The 25,101-nt window shown below is 56.2% G+C and carries 19 protein-coding genes; 11 read left to right on the forward strand and 8 right to left on the reverse strand.

Features of this window, described 5'->3' with window-relative positions; genetic code table 11:
• Nucleotides 1-18: 18 nt before the first annotated feature.
• On the forward strand, nt 19-2,565 hold the full coding sequence (mrcA, locus tag NR302_RS18010; protein ID WP_008107896.1) for a peptidoglycan glycosyltransferase/peptidoglycan DD-transpeptidase MrcA: 2,547 nt from the start codon (nt 19-21) through the stop codon (nt 2,563-2,565).
• Between the two features lie 51 nt (nt 2,566-2,616).
• On the opposite strand, the gene nudE is transcribed toward mrcA, so the two are convergent.
• Entirely contained in the window at nt 2,617-3,183 is a 567-nt protein-coding gene (nudE, locus tag NR302_RS18015) for an ADP compounds hydrolase NudE (protein ID WP_008107898.1), read from the reverse strand.
• A 397-nt stretch (nt 3,184-3,580) separates the two neighbouring features.
• Here nudE and NR302_RS18020 point away from each other — a divergent pair, with 397 nt between their 5' ends.
• The 5 genes from NR302_RS18020 to pckA all read left to right on the forward strand — a co-directional run bounded on the left by NR302_RS18020 (nt 3,581) and on the right by pckA (nt 9,654).
• Nucleotides 3,581-5,722 carry an intracellular growth attenuator family protein gene (locus tag NR302_RS18020; RefSeq protein WP_008107900.1) on the forward strand — a complete coding sequence of 714 codons (2,142 nt, stop codon included), beginning with the start codon at nt 3,581-3,583 and terminating at the stop codon, nt 5,720-5,722.
• 53 nt (nt 5,723-5,775) lie between these two features.
• Nucleotides 5,776-6,444, forward strand: coding sequence for a GMP/IMP nucleotidase (gene yrfG, locus NR302_RS18025; RefSeq protein ID WP_258144092.1), 669 nt, complete (start codon nt 5,776-5,778; stop codon nt 6,442-6,444).
• 18 nt (nt 6,445-6,462) lie between these two features.
• The gene (hslR, locus tag NR302_RS18030; RefSeq protein ID WP_008107905.1) at nt 6,463-6,864 is read left to right on the forward strand and encodes a ribosome-associated heat shock protein Hsp15; all 402 of its coding nucleotides are present in this window, start codon (nt 6,463-6,465) and stop codon (nt 6,862-6,864) included.
• A 23-nt stretch (nt 6,865-6,887) separates the two neighbouring features.
• Nucleotides 6,888-7,760 carry an Hsp33 family molecular chaperone HslO gene (gene hslO, locus NR302_RS18035; RefSeq protein ID WP_154157223.1) on the forward strand — a complete coding sequence of 291 codons (873 nt, stop codon included), beginning with the start codon at nt 6,888-6,890 and terminating at the stop codon, nt 7,758-7,760.
• Between the two features lie 274 nt (nt 7,761-8,034).
• The gene (gene pckA / locus NR302_RS18040) at nt 8,035-9,654 is read left to right on the forward strand and encodes a phosphoenolpyruvate carboxykinase (ATP) (RefSeq protein WP_258144093.1); all 1,620 of its coding nucleotides are present in this window, start codon (nt 8,035-8,037) and stop codon (nt 9,652-9,654) included.
• Between the two features lie 90 nt (nt 9,655-9,744).
• Here pckA and envZ read toward each other — a convergent pair whose 3' ends face one another.
• On the reverse strand, nt 9,745-11,109 hold the full coding sequence (envZ, locus tag NR302_RS18045) for a two-component system sensor histidine kinase EnvZ (RefSeq protein ID WP_008107911.1): 1,365 nt from the start codon (nt 11,107-11,109) through the stop codon (nt 9,745-9,747).
• The gene (ompR, locus tag NR302_RS18050; protein ID WP_001157751.1) at nt 11,106-11,825 is read right to left on the reverse strand and encodes a two-component system response regulator OmpR; all 720 of its coding nucleotides are present in this window, start codon (nt 11,823-11,825) and stop codon (nt 11,106-11,108) included. Before ompR ends, envZ begins: the two co-directional genes overlap by 4 nt.
• Before the next feature lie 512 nt (nt 11,826-12,337).
• On the opposite strand from ompR, the gene yjbE reads away from it, so the two are divergent.
• Nucleotides 12,338-12,580 carry an exopolysaccharide production protein YjbE gene (gene yjbE, locus NR302_RS18055; protein ID WP_008107912.1) on the forward strand — a complete coding sequence of 81 codons (243 nt, stop codon included), beginning with the start codon at nt 12,338-12,340 and terminating at the stop codon, nt 12,578-12,580.
• Between the two features lie 63 nt (nt 12,581-12,643).
• Here the strand turns inward: yjbE and greB are convergent, their stop codons facing one another.
• Entirely contained in the window at nt 12,644-13,132 is a 489-nt protein-coding gene (gene greB / locus NR302_RS18060; protein WP_154157225.1) for a transcription elongation factor GreB, read from the reverse strand.
• A 192-nt stretch (nt 13,133-13,324) separates the two neighbouring features.
• Between greB and NR302_RS18065 the strand changes: the two genes are divergently transcribed.
• Nucleotides 13,325-15,649: a Tex family protein gene (locus tag NR302_RS18065; protein WP_154157312.1), complete on the forward strand. Its 2,325-nt coding sequence runs from the start codon at nt 13,325-13,327 to the stop codon at nt 15,647-15,649.
• Between the two features lie 116 nt (nt 15,650-15,765).
• The gene (locus NR302_RS18070; protein WP_258144094.1) at nt 15,766-17,451 is read left to right on the forward strand and encodes an alpha-amylase family glycosyl hydrolase; all 1,686 of its coding nucleotides are present in this window, start codon (nt 15,766-15,768) and stop codon (nt 17,449-17,451) included.
• Here NR302_RS18070 and bioH read toward each other — a convergent pair.
• Nucleotides 17,435-18,205 carry a pimeloyl-ACP methyl ester esterase BioH gene (gene bioH, locus NR302_RS18075; protein WP_258144095.1) on the reverse strand — a complete coding sequence of 257 codons (771 nt, stop codon included), beginning with the start codon at nt 18,203-18,205 and terminating at the stop codon, nt 17,435-17,437. The two genes, NR302_RS18070 and bioH, sit on opposite strands and share 17 nt — an antisense overlap.
• 35 nt (nt 18,206-18,240) lie before the next feature.
• Here bioH and gntX point away from each other — a divergent pair, with 35 nt between their 5' ends.
• A complete protein-coding gene (gntX, locus tag NR302_RS18080; RefSeq protein WP_258144096.1) occupies nt 18,241-18,918 on the forward strand; it encodes a DNA utilization protein GntX in 678 nt (225 codons plus the stop codon).
• Nucleotides 18,919-18,976: 58 nt separating this feature from the next.
• A complete protein-coding gene (nfuA, locus tag NR302_RS18085; RefSeq protein ID WP_008107927.1) occupies nt 18,977-19,552 on the forward strand; it encodes a Fe-S biogenesis protein NfuA in 576 nt (191 codons plus the stop codon).
• A 39-nt stretch (nt 19,553-19,591) separates the two neighbouring features.
• On the opposite strand, the gene malQ is transcribed toward nfuA, so the two are convergent.
• The 3 genes from malQ to NR302_RS18100 form a co-directional block, all read right to left on the reverse strand.
• Nucleotides 19,592-21,646 carry a 4-alpha-glucanotransferase gene (gene malQ / locus NR302_RS18090; RefSeq protein WP_258144097.1) on the reverse strand — a complete coding sequence of 685 codons (2,055 nt, stop codon included), beginning with the start codon at nt 21,644-21,646 and terminating at the stop codon, nt 19,592-19,594.
• 50 nt (nt 21,647-21,696) lie between these two features.
• Entirely contained in the window at nt 21,697-24,102 is a 2,406-nt protein-coding gene (gene malP / locus NR302_RS18095) for a maltodextrin phosphorylase (RefSeq protein ID WP_258144098.1), read from the reverse strand.
• Between the two features lie 226 nt (nt 24,103-24,328).
• Entirely contained in the window at nt 24,329-25,087 is a 759-nt protein-coding gene (locus NR302_RS18100; RefSeq protein ID WP_008107931.1) for a DeoR/GlpR family transcriptional regulator, read from the reverse strand.
• Nucleotides 25,088-25,101: the final 14 nt, after the last annotated feature.

The following is a 25,101-nucleotide window of genomic DNA, read 5'->3' on the forward strand; positions in this document are numbered from 1 at the left end:
ACAGATGGGAATTCTCAGGTGAAGTTCGTAAAGTATTTATTGATCCTTGCAGTGTGTTGCATTTTGCTGGGAGCCGGCACGGTTTATGGTTTGTACAAATACATAGAGCCGCAGCTGCCTGATGTGAACACATTGAAAGATGTGCGCCTGCAAACTCCTATGCAGGTTTACAGCGCGGATGGCGATCTAATCGCCCAGTACGGCGAGAAGCGCCGTGTCCCGCTGACCCTACAACAGATGCCGCCTGAGTTAATCAAAGCGTTTATTGCCACCGAAGATAGCCGTTTCTACGAGCATCACGGTGTCGATCCGGTGGGGATTTTCCGTGCAGCCAGCATTGCGCTGATGTCCGGTCACGCCTCGCAGGGTGCCAGTACCATTACTCAACAGCTGGCGCGTAACTTCTTCCTCAGCCCGGAACGCACCTTGATGCGTAAGATTAAGGAAGCGTTCCTCGCGATCCGTATCGAACAGCTGCTAAGCAAAGATGAAATCCTTGAGCTCTACCTCAACAAGATTTATCTCGGCTATCGCGCGTACGGCGTAGGCGCGGCGGCGCAGGTCTACTTTGGTAAACCTATTGATCAACTGTCGCTGAGTGAAATGGCGATGATTGCAGGATTGCCGAAAGCCCCTTCGACCTTCAACCCGCTCTACTCTCATACGCGTGCGCTGGCGCGTCGTAATGTGGTGCTGGCGCGTATGCTGGACCAAAACTACATCACGCAGCAGCAATATAACGACGCGCGTAACACGCCGCTGGCGGCCAGCTATCACGGCCCGGAAATCGCTTTCTCTGCACCATATTTAAGTGAAATGGTGCGTCAGGAGATGGTGAAGCGTTACGGCGACAGCGCTTATGAAGATGGCTACAAGGTTTACACCACCGTTACTCGCCATCTGCAGGAAGCTGCGCAGCAGGCGGTGCGTAACAATGTGATGGCGTACGACATGCGCCACGGTTATCGCGGCCCGACCAACGTACTGTGGAAAGTGGGCGAAGCGAGCTGGGATCAAACCCGCATCCAGAACGCGCTGAAAAATCTGCCGACTTACGGACCGCTGAATGCTGCGGTGATCACCAGCGCCAGCGCCGATCAAGCCACGGCAATGCTGAAAGATGGCAGCAGCGTCACGCTGAATATGGCGGGCGTGCGCTGGGCGCGTGCTTACAAATCTGACACGCTGCAAGGCCCAACGCCACGTAGCGTGACGCAGGTGCTGCAAGCCGGCCAGCAGATTTGGGTGCGCAAAGTGAATGATGATTGGTGGCTCGGCCAGGTTCCGGCGGTGAACTCCGCGCTGGTGTCACTCAATCCAGAAGATGGTGCGGTTCGCGCGCTGGTCGGCGGCTTCGACTTCAACCAGAGCATGTTCAACCGCGCAACCCAGGCGCTGCGCCAGGTGGGCTCCAACATCAAGCCATTCCTGTATACCGCAGCGATGGATCGCGGTTTAACCCTGGCATCGATTCTCAACGACGTGCCGATTTCGCGCTGGGATGCCGGTGCGGGTGCTGACTGGCGTCCGAAGAACTCACCGCCTACTTATGCGGGCCCAATCCGTTTGCGTCAGGGCTTAGGCGAGTCGAAAAACGTGGTGATGGTGCGTGCGATGCGTGCGATGGGCGTGGATTACGCGGCGGAATATCTGCAGCGTTTCGGCTTCCCGGCGCAGAACATCGTGCATACCGAATCGTTAGCGTTAGGCGCCGCGTCCTTTACCCCAATGCAGGTGGTTCGTGGCTACGCGGTGATGGCGAACGGCGGCTTCCTGGTCGACCCGTACTTCATCACTAAGATTGAGAACGAACAAGGCGGCGTGATCTTTGAAGAGAAACCGAAGATTGCCTGTCCGCAGTGCAACTTGCCGGTGATCTATGGCGATACTAAAAAGTCGGTCGCGCTGAACGAAGAGAGCGTTGAGAATGTCGCTACTTCCGATCAATCGCAGAACCAAACCGTGCCGCAGCCGGAGCTGGAGCAAGTTCCTGCCCAACCGCAGCCGGGTGGCGAGCAGCAGTATGCCCCGCACGTGATCAACACGCCGCTGTCATTCCTGATCAAGAGCGCGCTGAACACCAACATCTTCGGCGAGCCAGGCTGGATGGGAACGGGCTGGCGTGCCGGTCGTGACCTGAAGCGTAATGATATCGGCGGCAAAACCGGTACCACCAACAGCTCAAAAGATGCGTGGTTCTCCGGTTACGGTCCGGGCGTGGTGACGTCGGTGTGGATTGGTTTCGATGATTCACGCGCGCTGGGTCGCTCAACTATGTCCGGCGCGATTCCGGATCAGATCTCCGGTTACGAAGGTGGTGCGAAGAGTGCGCAGCCAGCGTGGGATGACTATATGAAATCTGCGCTGGAAGGCGTGCCGGTGCAGCCGCTGACACCGCCAGATGGCGTGGTCACCGTCAACATCGATCGCGGCACCGGCAAGTTGGCCAATGGCGGCAACTCGCGTCAGGAGTACTTCATCAACGGCACGCAGCCGACGGAGTATTCGGTGCATGATGTGGGCACCACCATCATGGACAACGGCCAAAGCCACGAACTGTTCTGATCAAAAAAGCCGGCAAATTTGCCGGCTTTCTTTTTTATACCATGATTAAATTTAGTAGCTTAAACGGCCCTGCTTCACCAGCCACTCGCGCACCATAAAAAGCGCACTGACGTTACGCGCTTCGCGGAAGTCCGGTTCCTCCAGCAGCGCCAGCAGATTATTCAGCGGCCAACGATGGACGATTAGCGGCTCCGGCTCATCACCTTCCAGTTTCTCTTCGTACAACCCTTCCGCCACCACAATGTTCATCTTGCTGGAGAAGTAAGAGGGCGCCATGGTCAGTTTGCCCAGCGCTTCCAGCTTTGTGGCACCAAATCCGGCTTCTTCTTTCAGTTCGCGATCGGCCGCTTCAAAGGCGCTTTCGCCGGGATCGATCAGCCCTTTCGGAAAGCCCAGTTCGTAACTTTCCAGACCAACGGCGTACTCCTGAATCAGGATCACGTCATCGCCAATAATCGGCACAATCATCACCGCTTCACGATCGGAAGGTTTCATGCGTTCATAGACGCGGCGCGCGCCATTACTGAAAGCGAGATCGACCGCTTCGATAGTGAACAGGCGGGAGCGGGCCACCGCTGCCACATTGAGGATGTCAGGTTTTTTCATTGGGGTTTTCATATCAGCCTCAAACTTAGCACAACCCTGTGAAACGTGATGACGCCAGCATACCGAAGCCAGAACTATTGTGCGACACGCAGCGTAAGTAAACTATGGTGACACACATTCACTTACGGCTGCTAACAACTTCTTGTTATCTATGCAGTTAAAAATTCACAATAAGTCAACGGTGTATTGTTAAATTCAGAAAATACCGATATTTAATTGAGTCATGTCTGGTTAACATCCCGTTGAGGAATAATCTAACAAACTATAATTAAATGATTTTGCGCGTTATTTTATCTGACTTTTCCCTTGTCAGAATGACATCTGCTCGCCAAAATTGACTTGTATTGATGGATTCACCGGGAGTAAATCGTTAACGTGAAGGCAGTTTTTTGGCTGGATTGAGCAAAGCATGAGCACTTATATTGTCATTCTGGCTGTCATGCTCGCCTGTTCCCTCTTAGCAGGTATCGGCTATTGGTACGCTATGCGGCATCGTCCGCCGTTGGCGAAACCACTGCCGTTTATCAGTCCGCCTAATCGCAAGCTCACCGACGAAGAACGCACCGCTGTTGAAAAGTACATTGCGCTCATCGCCAAACAGCAGCAACACAGCAGCGCACGCTCGGCAAAGAAGTCGCGCGAGCCTGAAGCGCTGACGCTCACCGCGCAAAGCAACAATGTTTACCCTGTCACCCGCTCCATCACCCGCTACGGCCTCTCCACTGACGATCCGCAGAAATGGCGTTACTACCTCGACGAAGTCGAAGTGCATCTGCCGCCGCTGTGGGAACAGTACATCGCCGAAGAGAACTACGTAGAGCTGATCCGCACGCAAACGCTGCCGCTGGTGATTTCGCTCAACGGACATTCGCTGGTGAATTACGCCGTGGAACAACCGGCGCTGCCGCCGCTGGTGCGCCCGATGTCCACCAACGCATCGATTCGCAAAGAAGAGAGCGAAAACGTTGAGTTGCTGCAGGTACGCAAAGAGACCTCGGAAGAGTATCAACTGTCACGCGCCGACGGCACGCGCGAAGCGGTCGCCATCTGTTTCGCGTTCCTGCTGTTCTTCCTGAGTCTGGTGCTGCCCGGCAGCCTGATGGGTTGGATTGCCCTGCTCGGCTGCCTGATGATTGCGGTTAGTCTGTGGTTCCTCTATCGCTTCCCTGGCGCCAAAGGCTTACGTGATGTGCATTGCCTGCGCGGTGCACCTAAACGCTGGGGCCTGTTTGGTGAATCCAATCAGGAGCAGAGCAACATCTCGCTGGGCATTATCGATTTAATCTATCCCGCACACTGGCAGCCGTATGTGGCGCATGATTTAGGCCAGACCACCGACGTCGAGATGTATCTCAATCGTCAGGTGGTGCGTCAGGGTCGCTTCCTGTCGCTGCAGGATGAAGTGCGGAATTTCCCGGTGCAGCGCTGGCGTAAAAATCTGGTGCTGGCATGCGGTTCGCTGCTGGTGCTGGTGATGCTGTTCACCTGGATTCCTCTTAGCATGCCGATCAAACTCAGCCTTGCGTGGGTGAAAGGCACCGAGAGCATTGAAGTGAATAGCGTGGATAAGCTGAATGCGCTGCCGCTGCATATCGGCGACAGCCTGAAAGTGGCTGGCACCGGCATGTGTTCGGTACCGGGCAATTACCAAAGCAATCGCAGCTACGCTTATATGCCGTTCGACTGCTCGGCGATTTACTGGAATAACGCCGCGCCGCTGCCACAGCCGCAATCGGATATCATCGATAAAGCCTCCGCGCTGCTCGATACCACCACGCGCCAGCTGCATCCCGAAACCAACACCGATCCCAAACTCAACCCGCAGCTGGCCTCGGCGATTCAGAAATCCGGGATGATTCTGCTGGATGATTTCTCCGATTTGGTACTGAAAACTCAGGATCTATGCAGCCAGCAGCAGGATTGTGTACGCCTGAAAAATGCGCTGGTGAATCTCGGCAACGCCAAAGATTGGGATTCACTGATTCACCGCGCGGATTCCGGCAAGCTGAATGGCATGAACGTGCTGCTGCGTCCGGTGAGTGCCGAAGCGCTGGAAAACCTGGTGAACACCGCCACGTCCAGCTTCTTCGCGCGTGAAACGCGTCGCGCGGCGGAAAACCTCAACAGCCCGCCGCCGGGTGGCTTCCTGATTATCAGTGATGAAGGTCGTCAGATGGTGACGCAGCCGCAGCCGTCGGTCGCGCTGTTTGATCTTGATGCACCTTCACAATGGCGCGAACTGCAACGCATGTCCGGCATGCTGCTGCACACACCGTTCGCCGCCAGCGGCATCATCACCAGCATTACCACCGATGCCAACGGCACACGCCATATCGCGCTGCATAACGAGCCGGATGCCATGGCGCAGTGGCGCTATTTGGGCACCGCGCTGTTGATGCTGGTGCTGATTGCCAGCGCGGTGATCAACGGCTTGCTGGCGCTGCGTCGTATTCATCGTAATCGCCTGCGCATGGCGGAAATTCAGCAGTATTACGATAAGTGCTTCAACCACAATCTGAACACTATGCAGAGCGTGCGCTCGCTGTTCTGAGCCCTTCCCTTCTGTGCTACCCTGTCGCCCACTTTTTTGCGGCGAGAAAGAAAATGCAGGTTACGCTTAACTGGTCAGAGATTGATACCGTGCTGCTGGATATGGACGGCACCTTGCTCGATCTCGACTTCGACCGCCACTTCTGGCTGGAACATGTTCCGGAAACCTTGAGCCGCGAACGCGCCATCACGCTGGGCGAAGCGCATCAGCTGATTGAGCAGAAGTATCAGGCCGTGGTGCATACGCTAAACTGGTATTGTCTCGATTACTGGTCGCAGGAGCTGGCGCTGGATATTCGCGCCATGACGTGGGAGAAGCGCCACCGCGCGGCAATGCGTGAAGATACGCTGCCGCTGTTGCAGGCACTGCGTGCCGCAGGTAAACGCACCATTCTGCTGACCAATGCGCATCCCTACAATCTGGATGTGAAACTGGAGCAGACCGGATTAGCTGCCCACCTTGATTTATTACTTTCCACCCATACCTTTGGATATCCGAAAGAGGATCCGCGTCTCTGGCAGGCCGTTCAGCAACATACTGCGTTTGACAGCGCGCGCACGCTATTCATTGATGACAGCGAAGCGATTCTGGATGCAGCGACAAGTTGGGGCATTCGCTGGTGCTTAGGCGTCAGCAATCCGGATTCCGGTCGGCCCGATCAATCTTTCCAGCGTCATCCGGCGGTAGGCGATTATCGTCAATTGTGCGAGACGCTGCGTTAAAGCAGGAGCCGCAATACCATGAAAGAGAAAGTGAGCGAAGGCGTGCGCCTCGATAAATGGCTGTGGGCCGCGCGCTTCTATAAAACCCGTGCGCTGGCACGTGAAATGGTGGAAGGCGGCAAAGTGCACTACAACGGTCAGCGCAGCAAGCCAAGCAAACTGGTGGAGCTGAATGCCGAATTAACGCTGCGTCAGGGCAACGATGAGCGCACGGTGGTGATCACCGCAGTGACCGATCAGCGCCGCCCGGCCAGCGAAGCCCAGGCGCTGTATGCCGAAACCGCCGCCAGCATCGACAAGCGCGAGAAAACTGCGCTGGCACGTAAGATGAATTCACTAACCATGCCGCACCCCGATCGCCGCCCGGATAAGAAAGAGCGCCGCGATCTGATGAAATTTAAATTGTCGGGCGATAAATAACGCGCCCCAACGAGAGAAACACTATGTCTACAAACGATCAACTGCACCGTTATCTGTTCGAAAACGTCGCCGTGCGCGGCCAGCTGGTAAATGTGACCGAAACCTGGCGTGAAATCGTCGAAAATCACGACTACGTTGAGCCGGTAAAAACCTTGCTGGGCGAGCTGCTGGTGGCCACCAGCCTGCTGACGGCAACGCTGAAGTTTGACGGTGATATCACGGTGCAGTTGCAGGGCGACGGTCCGCTGACGCTGGCGGTGATCAACGGTAATAACCGTCAGGAGTTGCGTGGCGTGGCGCGCGTACAAGAAGACGCAGAGATCGCACCGGGCAGCAGCCTGAAAGAGATGGTTGGCAACGGCTATCTGGTGATCACCATCTCGCCAGAGAAAGGCGAGCGCTATCAAGGCGTGGTTGGCCTGGAAGCGGATACGCTGGCGGGTTGTCTGGAAGATTATTTCATGCGTTCTGAGCAACTGCCAACGCGCCTGTTTATCCGCACCAGCGACAAAGGCGCAGCCGGTATTCTGCTGCAAGTGTTGCCTGCGCAAGAGTCGAACCTCGATGATTTCAATCACCTCGCTACGCTGACGGAAACCGTGAAAGGCGAAGAGTTGATCGAATTGCCAGCGACCGACGTATTGTGGCGTCTGTACCATCAGGAAGAAGCCACGGTGTTTGACCCAACGCCGGTGAGCTTTAAGTGCACCTGTTCACGCGAGCGCTGTGGCGAAGTGCTGAGCACGCTACCAGTGGAAGAAGTAAACGAAATCCTCGAAGAGGATGGCGAAATCGACATGAATTGCGACTATTGCAATTCGCATTACGTGTTTGATGCGGTAGACATTGCCGCCCTTCGCAACGCGCCAACCAACAACAGCGATCAAGTACATTAATCACCTGCCGGGCGGTTCATCCGCCCGCTTTCCTGCTGAACGTATCCCTATCATTTATCACGGTTATTAGCTAAATAACGCTGACTTTAGTTTCATAAGTGGCAGATTTCTCTACTTGTCACGTTCCAGCTCGCATTTCTGACTATCTTCTCTTTTCCGCCGTGCTCAGAAGAGTACACTGCGCGCGATCTGCCCTGCGTGGCTATGCAGGCAGGCAGCAGAATCACCCCATAAAAAATATGCAGTAACAGATACCGATTAAAGGAGCAGTCACATGCGCGTTAACGGCCTGACATCGCAAGACCTCGCCTCTATGGGCATCAGCGGCACCACTGAAGTGGTGTACAACCCTGATTTCGACACCCTGTTTCAGGAAGAAACTCGCCCAGAGCTGGAAGGTTATGCGCGAGGCATTCTGACGCAGAGCGGTGCTATTGCCGTGGATACCGGCATCTTCACGGGTCGCTCGCCTAAAGATAAGTACATCGTTCGGGATGACACCACGCGCGACACGCTGTGGTGGAACGATGTCGGCAACGGAAAGAATGATAACCAGCCGCTGTCACAGGAAACCTGGCAGGCGTTGAAAGATCGCTGCACCCAGCAGCTTTCCGGCAAACGTCTGTTTGTGATTGATGCATTCTGCGGTGCCAATCCCGACACGCGCCTCAGCGTGCGCTTTGTGATGGAAGTGGCGTGGCAGGCACACTTCGTAAAAAACATGTTTATCCGCCCGAGCGAAGCCGAACTGGCTCACTTCAAACCGGATTTCGTGGTGATGAACGCCGCGCAGTGCACCAATCCAGACTGGCAGGCGCAAGGACTACACTCCGAGAACTTCGTCGCCTTCAACCTGACCGAACGCATGCAGCTGATTGGCGGCACCTGGTACGGCGGCGAAATGAAGAAAGGTCTGTTCGCCATCATGAATTACCTGCTGCCGCTGAAAGGCATCGCTTCGATGCACTGTTCGGCTAACGTCGGTAAAGCGGGCGATGTGGCGGTGTTCTTCGGCCTGTCCGGTACCGGCAAAACCACTTTGTCCACCGATCCGGATCGCCAGCTGATTGGCGATGATGAACACGGGTGGGATGACGATGGCGTGTTCAACTTTGAAGGTGGCTGCTACGCCAAAACCATCAACTTGTCTGAGCAGGCGGAGCCGGAAATCTACCGCGCGATTCGTCGCGATGCGCTGCTGGAAAACGTGGTGGTGCGCGCCGATGGCACTGTTGATTATGCTGACGGCAGCAAGACCGAGAACACCCGCGTCTCGTATCCGATTGAGCATATCGAAAACATCGTGCAGCCGGTGTCAAAAGCGGGCCACGCCAAGCGAGTGATTTTCCTCACCGCCGATGCCTTTGGCGTGCTGCCGCCGGTTTCGCGCTTAACGCCGGAACAGACGCAGTATCACTTCCTGTCTGGCTTTACCGCCAAACTGGCCGGTACCGAGCGCGGCGTTACGCAGCCAACGCCAACCTTCTCCGCCTGTTTCGGTGCGGCGTTCCTGACGCTGCACCCCACGCAATATTCCGACGTGCTGGTGAAGCGGATGGAAGCGGCAGGTGCGCAGGCGTATCTGGTGAATACCGGCTGGAACGGCAGTGGTAAGCGTATTTCGTTGAAAGACACGCGCGCCATTATCAACGCGATTCTGGCCGGTGAGCTGGATGAGGTTGAGTCTGAAACCTTGCCGGTGTTCAACCTGCAGATGCCTAAAGTTCTGCCGCAGGTGGAAAGCGCGATTCTCGATCCGCGCCGCAGCTGGCCGACAGAAGCGGCCTGGCAGCAAGCCGCGCAGGATCTGGCGCATCGCTTTATTACGAACTTCGAGAAGTATACGGATAACGACGCCGGGAAGGCGTTGGTGCAGGCGGGTCCGCAGTTGTAAGTTAAAATCTGATGGGGCATTTGTGCCCATCAGATTTTGTAGGGTGGGCATTTATGCCCACCTGGTCAATAACCGCAACATTCCCAATGATCACGAACTGTGATTAATACTCACCACCGCCGTACTACTATTACCTTCCGGAATCGGCAACCACGCACGAATCCGTAATCCGCCGCGATCGCTATCACCAATCTCCAGCGAACCTTCATGCGCATCGATAATACGCTGCACAATCGCCAAACCAAGACCGGTGCCGCTGGTGCTGCGCGCGCTGTCGCCGCGCACAAATGGCTGGAACAGATGCTGTAGCTGATCCGGCTTGATGCCCGGACCATCATCTTCCACCTGGAACCATGCGCGGTTCAGCTCCTTGCCGCTGCTGACCTTAATCCATCCGTTGCCATAACGCGCCGCATTGACCACCAGATTCGCCAGCGCGCGCTTGATTGATAGTGGGTTGATATCCAGCATCAAATCCTCGGACATCACCGCATTCTCAATCTCGCGCTCGTAGCCGCTCTCTGCCGCCACCACTTCGCCCAGTACGCTGTTCAGATCGGCGCGCTCGGTCTGCATCTCCTGACCGGTGCGCAGATAATCGATGAACTGCTCGATGATCGCGTTGCACTCTTCGATATCTTTGTTGATCGACTCCGCCAGATAACCATCCTGCTCGCCCATCATCTCGGTGGCGAGACGAATACGCGTTAGCGGCGTACGCAAGTCATGGCTGACACCCGCCATCAACAAGGTACGATCGTCGGCCAACTGCTTCACGCCGGCCGCCATCTGGTTAAACGCCCGCGTCACCGAACGCACTTCCGACGCGCCGTATTCACGCAGCGGCGGCGGAATAATGCCTTTACCAACCTGTAACGCCGCATGCTCCAGATCCACCAAGGGTCGGTTCTGGATGCGAATAAACAGCCAGGCGCCGCCAATCGCCAGCAGCATAATCGCCAGCGTGTAGCGGAACAGCGGTGAGAAGTCGCCCTGATGAATTTCGGTGAGCGGCACGCGCACCCAGATATCTGGCGACAGCCAGGTTTTCAGCCACACCACCGGCGAGTTTTTATTCACCTCGACACGGACATCGGTGGGACCGCCCAGCTGCTGGCCCATCTGCTCACTGAGGAATTCGTAATGTTGCGCCCAGCGCAAACCGCTCTCTTCCGCCGCCGCGTTGGTATACAACGAGATGCCCAGCTCACGATAAATTTCGCGTCGGAAGGCCGGCGGCACTTCCAACTGAGTTCCATCTTCCAGCTGCAGCCGATCGGTCATCAACATACGCACTTCGTACGCGAGGACCTTATTGAACTGCTGCAAGCTGGGAAGAATGGCGAAATTGAGCACCACCAGATAGGTTGTTACCAGGCTGACGAACAGCAAGGTAACAATCAATAACAAGGTGCGGGCAAACGAACTGCGGGGTGAGAAGCGCAATCGCCTCATGCTTTGCTGCCGTCCGGAACGAATACGTAGCCAAGACCCCAAACGGTCTGAATGTAACGTGGATGCGCTGGATCTTCTTCCACCATGCGGCGCAGACGCGAAATCTGTACGTCGATGGAGCGTTCCATGGCGCTGTATTCACGGCCACGCGCCAGGTTCATCAGCTTATCGCGTGACAGCGGCTCACGCGGATGGCTCACCAGCGCTTTCAGCACGGCAAACTCACCGCTGGTCAGCGGCATTGGCTCATCTTCACGGAACATCTCGCGGGTGCCGAGGTTCAGCTTGAACTTACCGAAAGCGATAACCGCTTCTTCCTGCGATGGCGCGCCTGGCAGCTCATTGGCCTGACGACGCAGTACGGCACGAATACGCGCCAGCAACTCACGCGGGTTAAACGGTTTTGGAATGTAGTCATCCGCACCGATTTCCAGACCGACGATACGATCCACTTCCTCGCCTTTCGCGGTGACCATGATGATCGGCATCGGGTTGCTTTGACTGCGCAAACGGCGGCAAATAGACAAACCATCTTCGCCCGGCAACATCAAATCAAGCACCATCAAGTGGAAGGATTCGCGGGTTAACAGACGATCCATTTGCTCGGCGTTGGCAACGCTACGCACCTGAAAGCCCTGCTCGGTGAGATAGCGCTCCAGCAATGCACGCAAACGCATATCATCATCGACGACCAGAATTTTGTAGTTCTCTTGCATGTTCAACTCCCAAAGGCGCCATTGCCTGAGCCAATATTGTTAAAAAAAGAGGCCTCAGTGTGACAGTCATTAATGGTTTATATTCTAGCCGAAATTGTTACAAAGCATATTAAACAGCAGCTTATATTTATTTTTAGCCCTGAAATGCGCTTCGCTTCGCGTTTTTTATCTGTGCTTTCAAGCCGCTTAGCGCTTATCTGAAAATTTGGCGCGTTTTCTTTCTGTTACTGGTTCATGACAAAAAATCCCGCTACCAGAGAGGCGTTCAGAGCGATTTGGCTTAAGGTGATGGTGAAGAATAGGCCTGAGTTGTGGTGATGGCAGCATAAAATAGGGCATTTCTCATCGGGAGTGCGCATCTGTTTTCGGAACAATTCCCGAGCGCTGAAAAACAAGGCCAGCGTTAAATTAATTCCTACAAATCAATCAGTAATCTCCTCTTTCCTCTATTCTCACGATCTCCGACACTGGATTCGTACCTGCTGTTATTGAGTTCATGTGGAGAGAGAAAAATGAAAAAAACGGTAATTCTGCTGGGCGCACTGGTACTGACCAGCTTCACTCAGGTTCAGGCGGCCACCAGCGCGGGCGAAGCGGCTGGCGCGCAGGCATCCACCACGGCGAAAGGTAACTCAGACGCGATCGGTGTTGGCGCAGTCGGCGCACTGCTCGGCGTGGCGCTGGCAACCATGGGCGGCGGCGATAAAGGTGGCAGCAGCACCTCAACCACTACCGCGACCACGCCAGGTAAATAATGTCCGTAGGGTCGCCATTAATGGCGACCGCTTCACCCTTAACTGACCATTCATAACGCCCCGTTAAGGCGCCTCTTTCACATATTCAATGCTGTTAACGAACCACAACTTCTGCCCTTCCGGCGTGTTGACCACCACTTCGTCATCCACTTCTTTCTTGATCAGCGCGCGAGCCATCGGCGAATCGATTGAGATGTACTCTTTCATGGTCTCGCCATAAATTTCATCCGGACCAACAATGCGGAAACGCTTCACATCGCCCTGCTCATTCTCCACTTGCACCCAGGCACCAAAGAACACTTTGCCCTCCTGCTGCGGCGCGTAATCAACAATTTTTAGATCGGCGAGGCATTTGCGCAGATAGCGCACCCGGCGATCGATCTGGCGCAGCAGACGTTTGTTGTAGGTGTAATCGGCGTTTTCGGAACGATCGCCGAGGCTGGCCGCCCATGAGACGATTTTGGTGACTTCCGGACGCTTTTCATTCCACAAATGGTCGTGTTCGGCACGCAGCTTGTTATAGCCTTCGCGGGTAATCAGTTGGGTTTTCATGACTTCAACTCGTGGTGACGGCGGTTCTTCGCAGCAAAGAGGCTAACAATAAGCGACCGATTGACCATCAGCAAGATTGCGCGCGCTGCATTCAGAAAAAGACGGATTCGCGGGCCACTGGCTGGCAATTTTCGGCCTCATTCCGTATAACTGTCCGCTATTTCCAACCCTGTGTAAGCATTGTTAATGATGATGAAAGATTCACTGAGCCAGATTATCGCAGGTGAGCTGAAGGCACGCGCCGACCAGGTTGATGCTGCCGTTCGCTTACTTGATGAAGGGAACACCGTGCCGTTTATCGCACGTTATCGTAAGGAAGTGACCGGCGGACTCGACGACACCCAGCTGCGTTTGCTGGAGAGCCGTCTGAGTTACCTGCGCGAGCTGGACGATCGTCGCCAGTCGATTCTGAAATCCATCGACGAACAGGGCAAACTCACGCCTGAACTCGCCACCGCCATCAACAGCACGCTGAACAAAACCGAGCTGGAAGACCTTTACCTGCCATACAAACAGAAACGTCGTACGCGCGGACAGATCGCTATTGAAGCCGGTCTGGAACCGCTGGCCGACACGCTGTGGCAGGACCCATCTCAGGATCCCGAGCAGCTGGCCGCTGGCTACGTTGATGCCGACAAAGGTGTCGCCGACGTGCGCGCTGCGCTGGATGGCGCGCGCTACATCCTGATGGAGCGCTTTGCCGAAGACGCTACGCTGCTGGCGAAAGTGCGTGAATATCTGTGGAAGAACGCGCATGTGGTAGCGCGCGTGGTGGAAGGTAAAGAGGAAGAAGGCGCGAAATTCCGCGACTACTTCGATCACCACGAAGCGCTGAGCGGCGTACCGTCGCACCGTGCGCTGGCGATGTTCCGTGGCCGCAACGAAGGCGTGCTGCAGCTGTCGCTGAATGCCGATCCGCAGTTCGACGAAGCCCCGCGTGAAAGCTATGGCGAAACGCTGATCGCCGAACACCTCAAGCTGCGCCTGAATAACGCGCCGGCGGATAGCTGGCGTAAAGCGGTGGTGAGCTGGACCTGGCGCATCAAAGTGCTGCTGCACCTCGAAACCGAATTGATGGGCACCATTCGTGAACGCGCCGAAGATGAAGCCATCAACGTGTTTGCCCGTAACCTGCACGATCTGCTGATGGCCGCGCCTGCCGGCATGCGCGCCACCATGGGCCTCGATCCGGGCTTGCGTACCGGTGTGAAAGTTGCGGTGGTGGATGCCACCGGCAAGCTGGTCGCGACCGATACTATTTATCCGCACACCGGCCAGGCGGCGAAAGCGGCCACCGCCGTGGCGGCGTTGTGCGCTAAACATCAGGTTGAACTGGTGGCGATTGGTAACGGCACCGCCTCGCGCGAGACCGAGCGTTTCTTCCTCGACGTGCAGAAGCAGTTCCCGCAGATCAACGCGCAGAAAGTAATTGTCAGCGAAGCCGGTGCATCGGTCTATTCGGCATCCGAGCTAGCGGCGCTGGAGTTCCCGGATCTCGACGTTTCAATTCGTGGCGCGGTTTCCATCGCACGTCGCCTGCAGGACCCGCTCGCCGAGCTGGTGAAGATCGACCCGAAATCGATCGGTGTAGGCCAATATCAGCACGACGTCAGCCAAAGCCAGCTGGCGAAGAAGCTGGATGCGGTGGTGGAAGACTGCGTAAACGCCGTCGGTGTCGATCTCAACACCGCATCTGTGGCGCTGCTCACCCGCGTGGCCGGTTTAACCCGCATGATGGCGCAGAATATTGTCAGCTGGCGCGATGAAAATGGCCGCTTCCAGAACCGTCAGCAACTGCTGAAGGTGAGCCGCCTCGGGCCAAAAGCCTTTGAGCAGTGCGCGGGCTTCCTGCGCATCAACCACGGCGATAACCCGCTGGATGCCTCAACCGTGCACCCGGAAGCCTATCCGCTGGTCGAGCGCATTCTGGCCGCCACCGAGCAGGCGCTGAATGAGTTGATGGGCAATCCAGGCGGTCTGCGCGATTTGAATGCACGCGACTTCACCGATGAGCGCTTCGGCTTGCCAACGGTTACAGACATCATCAAAGAGCTGGAAAAGCCGGGCCGCGATCCGCGTCCGGAATTTAAAACCGCGCAATTTGCTGAAGGCGTGGAAACGCTTAACGATCTGCTGCCGGGCATGGTGCTGGAAGGCGCCGTCACCAACGTCACCAACTTCGGTGCTTTCGTTGATATCGGCGTGCATCAGGATGGTTTGGTGCACATCTCTTCCCTTTCCGACAAGTTCGTTGAAGATCCTCATCAGGTGGTGAAGGCCGGCGATATCGTCAAAGTGAAGGTGATGGAAGTGGATATGCAGCGTAAGCGTATTGCGCTCACCATGCGTCTGGACGAGCAGCCCGGTGAAAGCAATGCGCGCGGCGGCAACCGTAGTGCGGGCAAAGAAAACGCCCGCCCTGCGGCCAATAACAAAGGTCGCGGCAAACCGGCCAGCGCTCCGGCGGGCAACAGCGCGATGGGTGATGCGCTCGCCGCCGCCTTCAAAAAACGTTAAGTTCCTGCCTTAAACACGCGCGGAGACATCACGTCTCCGCGCGCATACCGCCTTGATAAATCTGCTCGTCCATCTACGCTTTGAAAAAATGACCTGCCGCGTGGCCCTGCGATCCAATGGATATTATCAACGCCTTAATCGATGAGATTTATCACGGCAGCTTTCCGGTCGCGGCACGTGAACGCCTGCTTTCGCACATTCGTGCCGCGCGCGATACGGTAAAACTGCCGCGCAAGGCACACTGGGATGAGAAAGATGTGGTGCTGATCACTTACGCCGATCAGTTCCGTGAACCCGAACAGCCAACCCTCGCCAGCTTCTCGCGTTTTTATCAGCAGCATCTGCAATCCACTTTCAGTCTGGTGCATTTGCTGCCGTTCTTTCCCTACTCATCGGACGATGGTTTCTCGGTTATCGATTATCACCAGGTCAATCCGATCTGCGGCGACTGGCAGCACATCAGCGCGCTGCACAGCGAAACGCGCCTGATGTTCGATTTTGTCTGCAACCACATGTCGGCACACAGCCGCTGGTTTCAGCACTTTCTGGCGCTGGATCCCGGTTGGGATGATTTCTTTATCAGCATGCCGCCCGCCACCGATCTCAGCGCGGTGACGCGCCCACGCACTTCGCCGCTGCTCACGCCGTTTGCAATGGCCAACGGCGAAACGCGCTACATCTGGACCACCTTCAGCGCCGACCAGATCGACCTCAACTTCGGCAATCCGGAAGTGCTGATTCGCATGGTCGATGTGCTGCTCGATTACCTGATCAAAGGCGCGGATTATGTGCGGCTCGACGCAGTCGGCTACATGTGGAAAACGCCGGGCACCAACTGCATTCACCTGCCGAAAACGCATCAGCTGGTGAAGCTGTTTCGCGCCATCGCCAATGAGGTGGCGCCTGGCACGGTGATCGTCACCGAAACCAACGTGCCGCATAAAGACAACATCAGCTATTTCGGCAACGGCAAAGATGAAGCGCAAATGGTGTATCAGTTTTCGCTGCCGCCGCTGGTGCTGCACGCTATTCATTCCGGATCGGCACGTGCGCTGCGTCAGTGGGCCAGCACGCTGGATTTAGGCGGCGGCACCACCACTTTCTTTAACTTTCTCGCTTCGCACGACGGCATTGGACTGAATCCGGCACGCGGCATTTTGTCGGAAGTGGAGATTGTGGCGTTGGTGCGCGATTTGGCGCTGGAAGGCGCGCTGGTCTCGTACAAGAACAATGCTGATGGCACCACCAGCCCATATGAAATCAACGTCACCTATTTTGATGCGCTGAATCAGCAAGGCGATGACGATGACACGCGGCTACGTCGCTTCCTGTTGGCGCACGCCATTCTGCTGTCGTTTCCCGGCGTACCGGCGATCTACATCCAAAGTATTCTTGGCTCGCGCAACGATAACGACGGCGTGCGCGCCGCCGGTCACAACCGCGCCATCAATCGTCAGAAATATGATCTGCATGAGATGGAGCAGTGGATCAGCGGCGGCAACCCGCTACGTCAGCAAGTGTATGAACGCCTCAGCGCACTGATTCAGCTGCGTACCCGACAATCCGCATTCCATCCCGATAACCCGATGACGCTGCTGGAGAGCGAGAATACCGTGCTGATGCTGCGTCGCCATCAGCCGGATAGCGAAGAGGGTTTGCTGTGCGTGTTTAATCTCAGCCACCATGACGTGACGACGCAGTTACCGCTGACGCGGCTTGTGCAGGATGTGATTAGCGGGGAGAAGCTGGATGGCAGCCAGCCTTTGACGCTGGCTGCGTGGCAGTTTATGTGGCTGCGGTAAACTCCGTGATCAGCTGCGTAAATTCATCCGGGTGAGAGATGAAAGGCGCATGCGCGGCTTTCTCCATTACCACCGAGGATGAATCTGGCCAGCGAGCATCCAGTTCCTCTGCAATACGACGCGGCACCAATCCATCGAGATAGCCGTAAATGCGCAGGAACGGCAGCGGCAGATCGTCGAGCCCGGCGCGCACATCATCCTGACGCAAAATCTCTAATCCCCCTTCCAGCACCTCAACCGACGGCATCGGCTGTGATAACACCACCTCTTTCAGCTGACGCGCATCCTGTCGTGCGTTTTCCGTGCCCATGGTTTGCAGTGCCAGAAAGCGCTCCACGGTGCGCTGGAAATCAGTGCTGAGCTGCTGCTGAAAACTTTGCAGCGTTTCGGGCTTGATGCCCGGCCATTCATCACGCGCGGTAAAACACGGCGATGAGGCGACGGTGATCAGCGCTGCAACGCGCTGCGGTTGGGTTAACGCCAGCTGGCTGGCAACTAATCCACCCAGCGACCAGCCGAGCAGCACCGCGCGATCGGGTAACTGTGGCAACAACTGTTGCGCCATTTCCGCTAAGGTCAGCGGCCCAAAACCCTGGCTGCGGCCAAAGCCCGGCAGATCCACCAGATGCAGGCGAAAATGCGGGGTGAGTCGCGGAATCATGTTTTGCCACACTTCGGCATTCAAACCCCAGCCGTGCAGCAGCACAAGATCGCGATCGCCCGTGCCTGTGGTGTGCCAGTAAAGCGAACTCATCGGTTACACTCCGGAAAAGTGAAAAGGAGGTCGCTATGCTACCAATCCCGGCACTGTGTTGGCTATGCCGCCTGCCGCTACAGATTGCCAGCCACGGCTTATGCAGCCGCTGCGTGCAGCAGATTCCGCGCCTGCCGGAACTCTGTCCTTGCTGCGGTTTACCCGCCAGTGGAACGCAACCGTGCGGGCGCTGCCTGCGCCGTCCGCCTTCGTGGCAGAGCCTGAGCTGCGTCAGCGATTACCTGCCACCGCTGAGTGATTGGGTGCAGCAGCTGAAGTTTTCTCGCGTAACCGCACTCAGAGTGATGCTGGCGCGGCTGATTTTGTTAAAATTGTTAACAATGCGTCGTGATTACCGGCTGCCGCGTGTAGATTTGGTGCTGAGCGTACCGCTGCATCGTCGGCGCGCCTGGCAACGCGGCTATAATCAGGCGGCGCTACTGGCAAAACCGCTGGCTCGCTGGCTGGGCTGTGAATATCGCGAAGGGGTAAAGCGTGTACGACACGGCGCGGTGCAGCACTCATTGAGCGCCAGCGCGCGCAAAAAGAACCTGCGCGGTGCCTTTCGCCTTGAAATGCCGGTGCGCGGACGCCATATCCTGCTTATCGACGATGTTGTGACGACCGGAAGTACCGTGGCGGAAATTAGCCGCATCCTGCTGGCGCAAGGCGCGGCCAGCGTACACATTGGTTGCCTGTGCCGTACCTTGTAGAGCGTCGGTGTTGGGCGTATTATAACCAAGTAATTTAGTCAACTATTGAGCAATCGCCATGATCGTTATTACTGATGCTGCGCAAGAGCACTTCTCAAAATTGCTGTCCAAACAAGAAGATGGCACTCAGATTCGCGTATTCGTCATTAATCCGGGTACGCCAACCGCAGAATGCGGAGTTTCTTACTGCCCACCCGATGCAGTAGAAGCGACTGATACCGAATTTAAGTTCGAAAAACTGTCAGCCTATGTTGATGAGCTGAGCGCACCGTACCTCGATGACGCAGAAATCGACTTTGTTACCGACAACCTCGGTTCGCAGCTGACGCTGAAAGCGCCAAACGCCAAAATGCGTAAAGTCTCTGACGATGCGCCGATGGTGGAACGCGTGGAATATCTGCTGCAAGCGCAGATTAACCCGCAGCTGGCTGGACACGGCGGTCGCGTATCGCTGATGGAAATCACCGATGACGGCATCGCCATTCTGCAATTCGGCGGTGGCTGCAACGGTTGTTCGATGATCGACGTGACGCTGAAAGATGGCATCGAGAAAGAGCTGCTGGCAGCCTTCCCTGAGCTGAAAGGCGTGCGTGATTTGACCGAGCACCAGCGCGGCGAACACTCGTACTACTGATTTAGCACGCGGCAGCGACCCGACGCTGCCGCGCGTTCTCTAACGCTTCCTGCGCCCTGTATTGACCGCAGTTAGCAAGCCCGGCACTTTTCCTCTAAACATCTCTTCTAAAGTGACGCTTAACTTGCGCCGCCAGTTCGGATATTCATCCACCGTGCCCGGCACATTGACCGGTGAAGACATAGCCAGCCAATCTTCTGGTTGCAGCCCCAGTAATGCGCTGTTAGTCCGCGCCAGATAGCGGTGGAAGCCGCGATTGAGCACCGGTGTGAAGGACACTCGGCTGGCAACGAAGCTTTGGCGCGCAGGCAACGTATTCATCTGATGCAGCGCATCTAATAGCGCCTGTTTTTGTTTATCCCTTTGTCCCAGCAAGGGAATCAACACGCTTTCTTTGTACAAGCCCAGTTTGTGCCCCAGAGAAAGATCCTTAAATCCCCAGAATCCCGCCAACGTCGGCAAATCATGCGTACTGGCGCTGGCAATCGACTGTGCGGGATACTCGTGCGGCTGACGGTAACTGCCATCGCCGTGCTGCTCGAAGAACAACACTTTCCACGAGAAAATACCGCTGTTGCGCAGCAGGCTGACGATCTCTTTCGGCACCGTCCCCAGATCTTCGCCGATCACCATGCAGCGATGGCGCTGACTCTCCAGTGCGAGGATCGCCAACAGATCGTGCACCGGATACGCCACGTAAGCGCCTTTATCCGCGCTTTCACCGTAGGGAATCCACCACAAACGCAGCAATGCCATGACGTGATCGATACGCAAGGCGCCGCAGTCGCGCATATTGGCGCGCAGCAGATCGATAAACGGTTGATAGCCACGCGCGCGCATCACATGCGGATCGAGCGGCGGCAAACTCCAGTTTTGTCCCTGCGGACCGAGACGATCCGGCGGCGCGCCGACGGATGCACCGAGTTTATACAGTTCCGGATCCTGCCAGGTTTCCGCGCTGCCCTGCGCCACGCCGACCGCCAGGTCGCGGTATAGTCCTACTTCCATGCCAAGTTGCTGACTGATCTGACAGCAGATGGCGAACTGCTCTTGCGCTACCCACTGCAACCAGCTCCAGAACTGAATTTCATCCTCGTGCTGCGCGCACCATTGCTGCACCTCCGGCAACAAGGCATTGCGCCAGCCTTCCGGCCAGTTCGCCCAACCCCATTCATCGGGATGTTGCTGGCTGCGCTCGGCGAGAATGCCATCAAACGCCGCCTGATAACGCAGATGATCGCCGCCTTCAACGATAAATTGCTGGAACGAAGCATCATCAGCGGCGCGAGGCTGAAAGCGCTGCCACGCAAAGCGCAGCGCCGTCAATTTCAGTTCGGCCACCGCGCTGTAATCGACAAACTTGGCCGCGCGCGCTTGCTCCAGCGCCTTACGTGTTTTCGCCATTTGCCACCAACGCTGCGCTGCTTCGCTGTGCTGGAAATCCTCCAGCCGGTTCACGTCGATATACAACACGTTGAGCCAGCGCCGCGAGGTTGGGCTGTAAGGACTGGCGTTTTCTGGCTGTGCAGGATAAAGCGCATGCAAAGGATTGAGGCCGACAAAATCACCGCCATAATCGGCGACCTTCTCCAGCATTTGCGCTAAATCGCCGAAGTCACCGATGCCCCAATTGTCATCCGAGCGCAGCGTGTAGAGCTGCACCAACGCGCCCCACAGTTTCTCGCCTTGCTCGATGGATTCGGGGATAAAGCAACGACGTGGCGCGATGATAATGCGCGTCTGCCACTGTTGGCGGCCTTTGCGCAACGTGAGCTGGTGATAACCTTGTGACAAACGCGGCGGCAATGTCAGCAATTCCCCGCCTTGCACCTCGCCTTTGAAGCTTTTGCCCTGTTCGGTTTGTAGCTGCCAGGAAAAAGTGCCGCTGCCTTGTGGCGTCAATTGGCGCTTGCTGCGTGCGGCAAAGACCTGCACCGGCGGCAGCGGTGGCGCTTTGCCGGTTGGCGTTTCCATGACCGCCAGCAGCGCGCGTTTGGTCTCATCGCTGATGGTTTCCGGCTCGCCGTGAGCGTTGATAAAGCGCAGCGAAATGCCGGCATCCTGTGCCGCCTGATCCAGCTTGTTAAGCGTCATTGCTTCTCCGAAATTTGTAGGATCGCCATTCATGGCGACCGAAATATCGATTATCGTGCCGCCTGCCAAATCCGCTGCTGGTAATCACGAATCGAGCGGTCAGAACTGAAACGGCCAGTATGTGCGGTATTCAGAATGGCCGCGCGCGTCCAGGCTTCCTGATTCTTCCACAACGCTTCCACCTGCTGCTGTGCGGCGATGTAGGCATCAAAGTCAGCCAGCACCAGCCAGGGATCGCCATTTTTGGTCAGGCTTTGCAGCATCAGGTCAAACGCGTGCTTATCGCCGTCGCTGAACTTGCCCTTCTCCAGCTCCTTCAGCAAACCATCCAGATAAGGATTCTGTTTGCGCAACTTTTTCGGGCTGTAGCCGCCCGCCTTCAGCGCCTTCACCTCGTCCACGCTGTTACCGAAAATAAAGATATTCTTCGCACCCACCGCTTCGGCAATCTCCACGTTGGCGCCGTCCAGCGTGCCAATGGTTAACGCGCCGTTCAGCGCCAGCTTCATATTGCCGGTGCCAGAAGCTTCATAACCGGCGGTAGAAATCTGCTCGGAGAGATCGGCGGCCGGAATCATCAGCTCTGCGGCGGTGATGCGGTAATCCGGGATAAACACCACTTTGAGGCGATCGCCGACACGCGGATCGTTGTTGATCACCTCCGCCACTTTGTTGATGGCATAGATGATGTTTTTGGCGAGGTAATAGCCGGGCGCGGCTTTGGCGCCAAACAGAAACACGCGCGGTACAAAATCGGGGTTATCCGGGTTATCGCGCAGCTGGCGATAGCAGTGCAGCATATGCAGCAAACTGAGGTGCTGACGTTTGTACTCGTGCAGCCGCTTAATCTGTACGTCAAACAGCGCATCCGGATTGATATCAATGCCGGTCACGCGCTTGATGTAGAGCGTCAGCCGCTGTTTGTTTTGCTGTTTGATGTCGCGGAACTGCTGACGAAACGCTTTTTTGCGGGCGAAAGGTGCCAGCCACGCCAGCGCATCAAGATCGTTGGCCCACTCAACCTGCAGGCTGTCATCGATCAGCGTCGACAGCAGCGGATTGCATTGTTTCAACCAGCGGCGCGGCGTAATGCCGTTGGTGACGTTATGGAATTTATTCGGCCACAGCAGGTGATACTCCGGGAACAGATCTTTCACCACCAGCTCGGAGTGCAGCGCCGCCACGCCGTTGACGGCGAAACAGCTCACCACGCACAGATTTGCCATGCGAACCTGACCGTCGGCCACCACCGCCAGCTTGTGCCAGGTGGCTTTGTCGTCCGGCCACTGTTTCTTCACCACCTTTTTCAGGCGGCGATTAATCTCACGGATAATCAACATATGGCGCGGCAGCAGGTCACGCACCAGCTTCTCATCCCAACGCTCCAGCGCTTCCGGCATCAGCGTGTGGTTGGTGTAGGCAAAGGTGCGACTGGTGATGTGCCACGCATCGTCCCAACTCAATTGATGCTCATCCAGCAGCACGCGCAGCATCTCCGGAATGGCGATGGTGGGATGCGTGTCGTTAAGCTGGATCACTTCGAAATCAGGCAAAGTGCGAATGGCGCGCCCGGCGAGATGATGACGCCGCAGAATATCGCCCACCGCGCAGGCGCACTGGAAATACTGCTGCATCAGGCGCAGCCGCTTACCTTCGGCATGATTATCATTGGGATAGAGCACTTTGGTCAGCTTGTCGGCTTCGATGCCTTGCTGCTCAGCCTGCAGAAATTGGCCGTTGTTAAACGCGGTGAGATCGAACGGCTGCGCGCTAGTGGCTTTCCACAGTCGCAGCGGCAAAGTAATGCCGTTGCGATAACCGACCACCGGCAAATCCCAGGCTTCACCTTTGAGGTGAATTTTAGGTCGCCAGAGGATGCTGCCATCGTGGTTCTCCTTTACCTTGCCGCCGAGGCCAACCTGCACATCCAGCGCGGCGTTATGGCGGAACCACGGATAGCGATCGCGCTGCCAATCATCCGGCGCTTCCTGCTGCTGTCCATCGGCAAACGTCTGGCGAAACAAGCCGTATTGATAATTGAGGCCGTGGCCCATCGCCGCCTGGCCGACGGTCGCCATTGAATCCATATAGCAGGCGGCCAAGCGCCCCAATCCGCCGTTGCCGAGTGCTGGATCCACTTCCTCTTCCAGCAGTTCGCTCAGTTCAATCTGATGTTCCGCCAGCGCGGCTTGCACCTCGTTGTACCAGCCAAGATTGAGAAGATTGTTGCCGGTTAAACGCCCCAGCAGAAACTCCATCGACAGATAGTTGACGTGGCGCTGCCCTTGTTTCGGTGGCGCAGGTGGTTGCGTCGCCAGCATTTCTGCCAGCACGCTACTCAGCGCCTGCCACCATTGGTGCGGTGTCATTTGCTGAGCGGAAGTGAGTCCAAGATGTTGCCATTGGCGAGTAAGAGCGGCGTCGAAACGTGTTTTATTGAATTTTTGCTGCGACATATCAATCCCTTCGTGTCCGTTAACGGTAAAGCCGGGGCGAGCGCAAGAGGTGAAAGGATAAGTAAAGCTGGGGCCGCAGAAAAAAGCGACAGGGAAATGTCAGTACCAGGAAAAAAATCGTGCACGCTGGGTATCGAACGGTCGCCATTCATGGCGACCTGGTGCGCATAAATACGCACTCAATCCTTTGTAGGGTCGACATTCATGGCGACCGTTTACCACGCTATCAACACAATTCGAGATGAACTTCGTGCTGCTCAATCACTTTCAGCACGCTAGCCGGCGGGCTTTGATCGGTATACATGTAATCAATCAGGCTCATATTGCCGAGGTTGACCATCGCATTGCGGCCAAACTTCGAGTGATCCACCACCAGCATCACGCAGCGTGAGTTTTCGATAATGGCGCGTTTGGTGCGCACTTCGTGATAATCGAACTCCAGCAGCGAACCATCCATATCAATGCCGCTGATACCGAGAATGCCGTAATCGAGGCGGAACTGCGAAATGAAGTCCAGCGTCGCTTCGCCCATGATGCCACCATCGCGCGTGCGCACTTCGCCACCGGCGATAATCACGCGGAAATCCGGTTTCGCCATCAGCAGAATCGCTACATTGAGATTGTTAGTCACTACGCGCAGATTGTTGTGGTTGAGCAGCGCATGCGCCACCGCTTCCGGCGTGGTGCCGATATCAATAAACAGCGTCGCGCCATCGGGGATCTGGCTCGCTACACGCTCGGCGATGCGCGCTTTCTCCGCCGACCACATCATCTTACGATCCTGCCATGCTGTATTTTCTGAGCTGGACGGCAACGCCGCCCCGCCGTGATGACGCATGATTTTGTTCTGATCGGCCAGGTCGTTCAGGTCACGCCGAATGGTTTGCGGGCTGACTTCAAAGTGATCCACCAACTCTTCGGTACTGACATATCCCTGACGCCGGACCAGATCGATAATGGCGTCATGACGTTGCGTCTGCTTCACATCTCTCTCCTCGG

Source organism: Pantoea sp. SOD02, assembly GCF_024707505.1.
GTDB classification, from domain to species: Bacteria; Pseudomonadota; Gammaproteobacteria; order Enterobacterales; family Enterobacteriaceae; genus Pantoea; species Pantoea symbiotica.